This is a genomic window from Tenacibaculum ascidiaceicola (assembly GCF_047470925.1).
Lineage (GTDB): Bacteria > Bacteroidota > Bacteroidia > Flavobacteriales > Flavobacteriaceae > Polaribacter > Polaribacter discolor.
This window is the reverse complement of record NZ_JAZKJP010000011.1, coordinates 160,346-168,629: the sequence shown is the minus strand read 5'-3', so window position 1 is coordinate 168,629 and position 8,284 is coordinate 160,346. Positions and strand designations below refer to the sequence as shown.

7 protein-coding genes are annotated in these 8,284 nt (G+C 32.7%); 1 reads left to right on the top strand and 6 read right to left on the bottom strand.

Going from position 1 to position 8,284, the window contains the following annotated elements; all coding sequences use genetic code 11:
* Nucleotides 1-313 precede the first annotated feature (313 nt).
* From VBY68_RS12025 to VBY68_RS12000, 6 genes are all read right to left on the bottom strand, one after another.
* Nucleotides 314-1,039 (bottom strand): DUF4294 domain-containing protein, encoded by a 726-nt coding sequence (locus tag VBY68_RS12025; RefSeq protein ID WP_415269868.1) that lies wholly within the window; start codon nucleotides 1,037-1,039, stop codon nucleotides 314-316.
* A gap of 107 nt (nucleotides 1,040-1,146) precedes the next feature.
* Entirely contained in the window at nucleotides 1,147-2,400 is a 1,254-nt protein-coding gene (locus VBY68_RS12020) for an aminotransferase class I/II-fold pyridoxal phosphate-dependent enzyme (RefSeq protein ID WP_099216665.1), read from the bottom strand.
* 128 nt (nucleotides 2,401-2,528) lie between these two features.
* Nucleotides 2,529-4,745, bottom strand: a complete 2,217-nt coding sequence (locus VBY68_RS12015; RefSeq protein WP_415269867.1) for a xanthine dehydrogenase family protein molybdopterin-binding subunit — start codon at nucleotides 4,743-4,745, stop codon at nucleotides 2,529-2,531.
* Between the two features lie 12 nt (nucleotides 4,746-4,757).
* Complete coding sequence (locus VBY68_RS12010) at nucleotides 4,758-5,219, bottom strand: (2Fe-2S)-binding protein (RefSeq protein ID WP_415269866.1); 462 nt, start codon at nucleotides 5,217-5,219, stop codon at nucleotides 4,758-4,760.
* 115 nt (nucleotides 5,220-5,334) lie between these two features.
* Nucleotides 5,335-6,285 (bottom strand): phosphoribosylaminoimidazolesuccinocarboxamide synthase, encoded by a 951-nt coding sequence (locus VBY68_RS12005; protein WP_273695015.1) that lies wholly within the window; start codon nucleotides 6,283-6,285, stop codon nucleotides 5,335-5,337.
* A 62-nt stretch (nucleotides 6,286-6,347) separates the two neighbouring features.
* Nucleotides 6,348-7,301, bottom strand: coding sequence for a PhoH family protein (locus VBY68_RS12000; protein ID WP_099216660.1), 954 nt, complete (start codon nucleotides 7,299-7,301; stop codon nucleotides 6,348-6,350).
* Nucleotides 7,302-7,420: 119 nt separating this feature from the next.
* On the opposite strand from VBY68_RS12000, the gene VBY68_RS11995 reads away from it, so the two are divergent.
* A complete protein-coding gene (locus tag VBY68_RS11995) occupies nucleotides 7,421-8,281 on the top strand; it encodes an SAM hydrolase/SAM-dependent halogenase family protein (protein ID WP_099216659.1) in 861 nt (286 codons plus the stop codon).
* The last annotated feature ends 3 nt before the right edge of the window (nucleotides 8,282-8,284 follow it).

Here is an 8,284-nt window from a genome sequence, read left to right as displayed (position 1 = left end):
CCTTTTCTTTAAATATCTTAAACCCTATTTTAATGAACTCACACTAACTTCCTAGCTTACCGCTTATCCGTTTGCGGGTGCAAATATAGATACCTTTTTCCATTCAACAAGTACTTTTATAACCTTTTTTTTAAACTATTTTTTAATACACTATATCCTAATTAGTTACACACAAAAGTTTTTTACACCATACCTCTCTCCTTCCTTTGTTTATTATATTTATGACTATTATACTCCTTCTAATATGGAAAAGGTTTACCCTTTTATACTACTTAATCATCAAACTTAAAGAGGTCTCTAAATCCTAATTTGTTTACTTTTTCTTACGTTTTCGCTTCTTTCGCATCTTTGCAAACATCTCTTTATACTCTGATACGTCAACATATCCTCTACTTTTTGATACAATTACCAAATAGTTCTTACGTAGTTTTGGTTCTTGATACTCTAACTTTTCATCTATATAAGCACGCTGTAATATATCTTCTACTAAATAATCTTCATTCTCCGTTTCTGGTTTGTACTCTGACTTTAATGATAACTTAAATAAATTTGCTGTGGTATTATACCAAAAAGCTTTCCAACCACTTCTTAATTCTTTTACATTATCAAAAGCTGTTTTTCCTGTTTGACGGTGGATTAACTTTAAAAGAATTCTTCCTTCAGTTCTTGTTAATTTCTTTAAAGGTGCTGTTAACTCTTCTTCTAAATACTTCTGAATTCTTTTTATGTATTTTCTTTTTTTACTTTTTGATTTAACTCTAGCTAGACGAGAGTTTACACTATCTACTCTTTTTGCCGCCAAAATTGCGTAGGGATATGCTTTGAATACTTTTTTACGAAGCCAATAATAATATAAGATATCTTTTTTTTCTTTAAACTTATGTTTTGGAAGTACTGTTACTTCATTTAGCTCTATCATTAAACTATCTCCTTCCCTTATCAAGATATATTCGTCATTAAAGTTTGGTAATGTATCTTTAATTTGTGCACTTAAAGCTGTTACAAATAATAATAAGTATATATATAGTAATTTTTTCATTTGATTTTTGATAAGCAAAAGGATTTCAAATGTATCATTTCTCTTTTAAAACAAAAAAACTCATGAAGTATTTCATGAGTTTTTATTTATTTTTTTACATTCTCTTATTATTCTGCCATAATTGAAGCTGCTACTTGCTTATAAGTTCCGTTCTCTAATTTTTCGCGGATTGCAGAAAATGCTTCAATTGTTTCATTTACGTCTTCAATTGTATGACGTGCTGTTGGAATTAACCTTAGTATTATTAATCCTTTAGGTATTACTGGGTATACTACAATTGAACAGAATACTCCATGATTTTCTCTTAAATCATTCACCATTGCCATGGCTTCTGGAATTTCTCCTTTTAAGTATACTGGTGTAATACACGTTTGTGTTGTTCCTAAATCAAAACCTGCTTCTCGTAAACCTGATTGTAATGCATTGGTTATTTTCCAAAGGTTTTCTTTAAGTTCTGGCATAGTACGAATCATATCCAAACGTTTTAAAGCACCTTTTACCATTGGCATTGGTAAAGATTTTGCAAACATTTGAGATCGCATATTATATTGTAAGTATTGAACTACATCTTTATCTCCTGCAAAGAATGCTCCAATTCCTGCCATAGATTTTGCGAACGTCGCAAAGTATACATCTATTCCGTCTTGTACTCCCTGTTCAAATCCTGTTCCTCTTCCTCCTTCTCCTAAAGTTCCAAACCCGTGTGCATCATCTACTAATAAACGGAAGTTATATTTTTCTTTTAAGGCTACTATTTCTGCTAAACGTCCTTGTTCACCTCGCATACCGAATACCCCTTCAGAAACTAACAAAATTCCACCTCCTGTTTTTTCTGCCATTTTGGTGGCACGCTTCAAGTTTTTCTCACAACTTTCTATATCATTGTGACGATAAACAAAACGTTTTCCCGCATGTAAGCGAACTCCATCAATAATACATGCATGTGTATCCATGTCATATACTATGATATCGTCTTTTCCTACTAAAGCATCAATTGCTGATACCATTCCTTGGTATCCGAAGTTTACTAAATAAGCTGCTTCTTTCCCAACAAATTCGGCACACTCCTGCTCTAATTGTTCATGGTATTTTGTGTGACCTGACATCATACGAGCTCCCATAGGGTACGCCATACCGTCTGTAGCAGCAGATTCTCCATCTACTTTTAAAACTTCTGGATGGTTTGCTAATCCTAAGTAGTCATTAATACTCCAAGTTATTACTTTTTTTCCATTGAAAGACATACGGTTAGAAATTGGTCCTTCTAATTTAGGAAACACATAATATCCTTCTGCTTTATCTGCCCATTTTCCTAAAGGTCCTTTATCTCCTTTAATTCTTTCAAATAAATCTTTAACCATTGTTATTTTTGATTTTTATAGGATGCGAAAGTAGTGCTTTTTAACAGATTTTCAAAAATTACCTACTGTTTCATTTTCAATAAATAATAAAAACACTACTTTATTAAACCTATAAAGTTCTTCAGTTTTTAGGATAAAATGTTTGATTTTAGCTCTTCTATAAATGGTTGTTTATATAATCTTTTTCCTAATGCTTTATGAATTGCATTTGCTACTGCTCCTCCTGCAGGTGGTAAACCTGGTTCTCCTAAGCCTGTTGGTGCTATTTCATTTTCTACAAAATGTACTTCAACCTTAGGGGTTTCATTTATTCTTATTAATCGATAGTTATCAAAATTTCTACTTGATGGTTTTCCTTCATTAAAAGTTAAATTACCATACATAGCATGTCCAATACCATCAATTACTCCTCCTACTACTTGATTTTTAGCTCCTGTTGGATTTACAACGATACCACAATCGACTGCTGCAACTACTTTTGTTACCACTGGTACCCCATCCTTTAACTCTACTTCAGCTACTTCTGCTACGTGGGTATTATGACTGTAATAAGCTGAAAAACCTTGATAAACTCCTTCTTTTGCTTTACCCCAGTTTCCTTTTTCTGCAGCCAATCTAATTGCATCTTGCATTCTTTTTCCTGAGTACTGAATTTTTTCGTCTTTCGTTTCTTTTACATTTTCTAGTAAATCTAAACGCAATTGTACTGGATCAACTTCTAGCTCTTGTGCTAATTCATCAAAAAAGCATTGTTCTGCATATCCTAAAAAGTTGGTATATGGTGCTCTCCAAGCTCCTGTGCTAATATTACTTTTATAATTTCCTGTTGATACTTTATAGTTTGGAATACATCCTGCTGGAAAGAAATGTGGAACCAATCCATACATATTATCATTAATCGCTGCTTCTTTTAAATGATATCCTGTTACTTTTCCATCTTTAATTGACGCTGCTATTCTATATTTGATTGCTGGCCTGAATGTTCCACTCGTCACATCTTCTTCTCTTGTTGAAACCATTTTTACTGGTTTTTTAGCTTTATCAGATATTTCTAGTGCTTCATATACAAAATCACCATATAGTCTTCTTCCAAAACCACCTCCCATTCTTGTCATTTCCACATGAACTTGTTCTACGTCACGTCCTATCATTTCGGCAGCAACTCTTGCTACAAACTCTGGCGTTTGTGTTGGTCCTACTAGATGTACTTTTTCTGGAGTTACATTAGCAAAAAAGTTCATCGGCTCCATACAATTATGAGGTAAAAAAGGTGAGTGATAAGTACGTTCAATTACTTTATCTGCTTCTTTAAAAGCTTTTTTTACATCTCCATCTTCTCTTCTTACATCTAAATCATTAGATTCTAACAAGTTTATTAGCCTTTCATCATGAAATTTTGTGTCTTCTAACTTAGAGCCATCTTTCCACACTGCTTTAATTACTTTTGCCCCTTTAATTGCTGCCCAAGTATTTTCAGCTAACACAACTACTTTATCTGTTTTTGTTAACTTGAATGTCCAATTAATTTTTCCTGACTCAATAAAATTTCTTGCTTTTTCTCCTATTGTAACAACATCTACTACTCCAGATATTTTTTTTGCTTCTGTAGCATCATACGATTCAAGTTCTTGTCCGAAAGCCGGAGGTCTTACTACTGAAGCATATAACATTCCTTCTTCCTTATAATCTAAGCCAAATAACGGTTTTCCTGTTACTATTTTTTCTACATCAACATTTATAGCATCTTTACCTATGATAGAAAATTCTGAAGGTTTCTTTAATGTTACATTTTCTGGAACTTCTAATATTGCTGCTTCTTTAACCACTTCTCCATAGCCTAATTTATCACCATTTGCATTGGTAATTACACCTTTTGATGCAGAACAAGTAGCTGCATCAACACCCCATTTTACTGCTGCTGCATTTATTAACATTTGTTTAGTTGTAGCCCCTGTTTGTCTTAATGCTGTCCAACCCAAACGAATAGATTGACTTCCTCCAGCTAATTGACGGGTATAATTTTTTGTATCTAACGGAGCTTGGACTACATGTACTTTGTCCCATTCAACATCTAATTCTTCAGCAATAATCATTGGCATTGATGTTTTTACTCCTTGTCCAATTTCTGGATTGGGAGAGTAAATAGTTACATAACCTTCATCGGATATTTTTATGAATGCGTTAAAATCATTAAAATTTAGATTTTCAACATCTACAGATGGTTTTACATTAGGTTTACAGGCAGTAAATAGATTAAATCCAATCATAATACCACCACTAGCTAATGTAGAAGTTCTTAAAAAGTTTCTTCTGCTAAACGTGAAGTTTTTTTCTTGTGTACTCATGATTGAAAGTTTTTAAGACATTTTATCTGCAGCTAATGCAACTGCCTTTTCTATTCTATTGTATGCAGCACAACGACAAATATTACCTTGCATTGCTTCTCTTATCTCTTCTTTTGAAGGATTTGGATTTTCTTTTAAAAAGGAAGCAGCTGTCATAATTTGACCTGCTTGACAATATCCACATTGTGGAACGTCTACTTCTTTCCAGGCTTCTTGTAATGGATGATCTCCTTCGGTTGATAACCCTTCTATGGTTGTTATTTCTTCACCATCCAACATAGAAACTTGTAATTGACAACTTCTCATTGCTGTTCCATCTACATGAACAGTACAGGCTCCGCATTGTGCTATTCCACAACCGAATTTAGTTCCTACCATATTGAGTTCATCTCGTAAAACCCACAACAATGGTGTATCAGCATCTGCCTTAAAGGACACCGACTTTCCGTTAATTTTTAATGTATAATTTGGCATTTTGGCTAATTTTTGTTTGTCTCGTGTAAGTTACAAAAAATATAAATGCCTGTTTGTTAATGAAGTCCTTTTAAGATAATTTTAAATAAAAAGAGAGGCATATGCCTCTCTTTTTCTATTTATTTTCTAAAAACGTCCTTACGTTTTTCTCTATTCTCTCGAGTACATTTTCGGTATTTGCCTTTATAAAATTCTCTCCTGTTATTTGCTCGTATAGCTCAATATATCTATTTGAGATTTCAATAACTTTTTCATCAGACATTTCAGGAATTTCTTGTCCTTCTTTTCCTTGAAAACCATTTTCAATTAACCATTGACGTACAAATTCTTTTGATAATTGTTTTTGCTTTTCTCCTTTTTCTTGACGTTCTGCATATCCGTCAGCATAGAAATAACGAGAAGAATCTGGTGTATGGATTTCATCAATCAATACAATTTTACCGTCTTTAGTTTTTCCGAATTCATATTTAGTATCTACTAAAATCAACCCTCTTTTAGCTGCTAACTCGGTACCTCTTTTAAACAGTTTTCTAGTATAGTCTTCTAAGACTAAATAATCTTCTTCTGATACAATTCCTTTAGCTAAAATGTCTTCACGAGAAATGTCTTCATCATGCTCTCCATTATCTGCTTTGGTAGATGGTGTAATAATTGGCTCTGGGAACTTATCATTTTCTTTCATTCCTTCTGGCATTGCTACCCCACAAAGTGTTCTTTTTCCTGCTGCATATTCACGAGCTGCATGCCCCGATAAATATCCACGGATAACCATTTCTACTTTAAAAGGTTCACATAAATGACCTACTGCTACGTTTTCATCTGGATTTGCTAATAACCAATTCGGAACAATATCAACTGTATCGTTCATCATTTTTGTAGCAATTTGGTTTAAAATTTGTCCTTTAAAAGGTATTTGACGCGGTAAAATTACATCGAAAGCGGAAAGTCTATCAGAAGCAATCATTACCAACAACTCATCATTGATATTATAAACTTCTCTTACTTTTCCTTTATAAACTTCTTTTTGTCCTTGAAACTGGAAGTTTGTTTCGTTAATTGTATTCATTGTATGTTGTTGTGTTGTTGCCCGCAAATGTAAACTAATCACTAAATACTGACAACTAAAAACTACTCCGTTTCTATACTTTTATAAGCTGAAATAATTCTTTTAACTAATCGATGACGGATTACATCTTTATCGTCTAAATACACTTGAGCAATTCCTTCAATATCCTTCAAAGCCAATAACGATTCTTTTAATCCAGAAACTTGTCTTCTTGGTAAATCTATCTGACCTGGATCTCCTGTAATGATAAATTTTGCGTGCATTCCCATACGCGTTAAAAACATTTTCATTTGGTTATGGGTTGTGTTTTGTGCTTCATCTAAAATTACAAAAGCGTTGTCTAAGGTACGACCACGCATAAACGCTAATGGTGCTATTTGTATCACTCCTTTCTCTAAATGCGATTCGAGTTTTTCATGAGGAATCATATCACGAAGTGCATCATACAAAGGTTGCATATATGGATCTAGTTTTTCCTTTAAATCTCCTGGAAGAAACCCTAAATTTTCGCCCGATTCTACCGCAGGTCTTGTTAAAATAATTCGTCTTACCTCTTTTTCTTTTAATGCTTTTACAGCCAAGGCAACTGCCGTATATGTTTTTCCTGTACCTGCAGGTCCTACTGCAAATAACATATCATTCTTTTGCATTAACTCAACCATTTTACGTTGGTTATCCGTTTGCGCTTTAATTAACCTACCACTAACACCATGAACTAATACATCTTTTGCTTTACCTGACTTTCGTATTTCTTCTTCCTTACCTGTTGATGTTAAAATACGCTCAATACTATTTTCATCTAGCTTATTATACCTATTAAAGTATTTGATAAGCATTTCTAATCGCTTTTCAAATTCATTTAATAATTCAGGTTCACCAAAAATCTTAAGTTTATTTCCTCTAGCTACTATTTTTATTTTAGGAAAGAATGTTTTTAACTGAGTAATAGTGCTGTTTTGAGCTCCAAAAAAATCGTTTGGGTTGATTTCTGTTAATTCAATTACGCGTTCGTTCAAATGATAAAAGTTTTAATATTATTCACACTAAAAATAATGATTATTTTTCTTGAATTACGTAGTTTTGTTTAAAATTTCAGCATAATTTTTCACAAATTAATTAACAAACACCTAAATTAATGTCTCTTATTACATTAACTACTGATTTTGGAACGAAAGACCACTTTGTAGGTGCTGTAAAAGGGGCTATTTATTCTGAGTTGCCTGATGCAAAGATTGTTGATATTACGCATGAAATTTCTCCTTTCAACATTACTGAAACTGCTTATATTTTAAAGAATGCTTATAAAAGTTTTCCTGATAAAACGATTCATGTAATTGGTGTAGACTCCGAGTTAAGTGTGGACAATAAGCATATTGCTTTAGAGTTGGACAATCATTATTTTATTTGTCCTGACAATGGATTAATTTCTATGATTGCTTCTGAAATTAATCCAACTAAAATTGTTGAAATTAATATTCACGATCGTATTGAAAGTAGTTTTCCTGTACTGGATGTTTTTGTGCAAGTAGCTTCTCATATTGCTCGTGGTGGTAGCTTAAATGTTATTGGTAGAGAGATTGAGACTTATAAAAAGATTGTTGAGATTAAACCTAAGGTAAACGAACAGCAAACCATTATTTCGGGTGGTGTTATTTACATTGATAATTACGGAAATGTAATTACAAACATTAGTAAAAAACAATTTAATACTATTGGAAAAGGTCGTGATTACAAAGTAACAGCAAGACGCTATACCTTTTCTAAAATTTACAACCGATATAATGAAATTGTTGATTTTTCGGTTACTGACAAAAGACAATACGATGGTGAAAAGTTAGCTATTTTTAATTCTGCAGGTTTTTTAGAAATTGCTATTTACCGAAGTAATTTAGAAACGGTTGGTGGAGCTTCTACCCTACTAGGTTTAGAATACCGTGATACCATTACCATTGAATTTGAAAACCCTATTAAACCAGAATTTACACCTATAAATTAAATT

Bases quoted from the DNA above. Each gene is read 5' to 3' on its own strand.
- VBY68_RS12015 (WP_415269867.1), bottom strand. From the start codon at position 4,745: ATGAGTACACAAGAAAAAAACTTCACGTTTAGCAGAAGAAACTTTTTA.
- VBY68_RS12010 (WP_415269866.1), bottom strand. From the start codon at position 5,219: ATGCCAAATTATACATTAAAAATTAACGGAAAGTCGGTGTCCTTTAAG.
- VBY68_RS12020 (WP_099216665.1), bottom strand. From the start codon at position 2,400: ATGGTTAAAGATTTATTTGAAAGAATTAAAGGAGATAAAGGACCTTTA.
- VBY68_RS12005 (WP_273695015.1), bottom strand. From the start codon at position 6,285: ATGAATACAATTAACGAAACAAACTTCCAGTTTCAAGGACAAAAAGAA.
- VBY68_RS12025 (WP_415269868.1), bottom strand. From the start codon at position 1,039: ATGAAAAAATTACTATATATATACTTATTATTATTTGTAACAGCTTTA.
- VBY68_RS11995 (WP_099216659.1), top strand. From the start codon at position 7,421: ATGTCTCTTATTACATTAACTACTGATTTTGGAACGAAAGACCACTTT.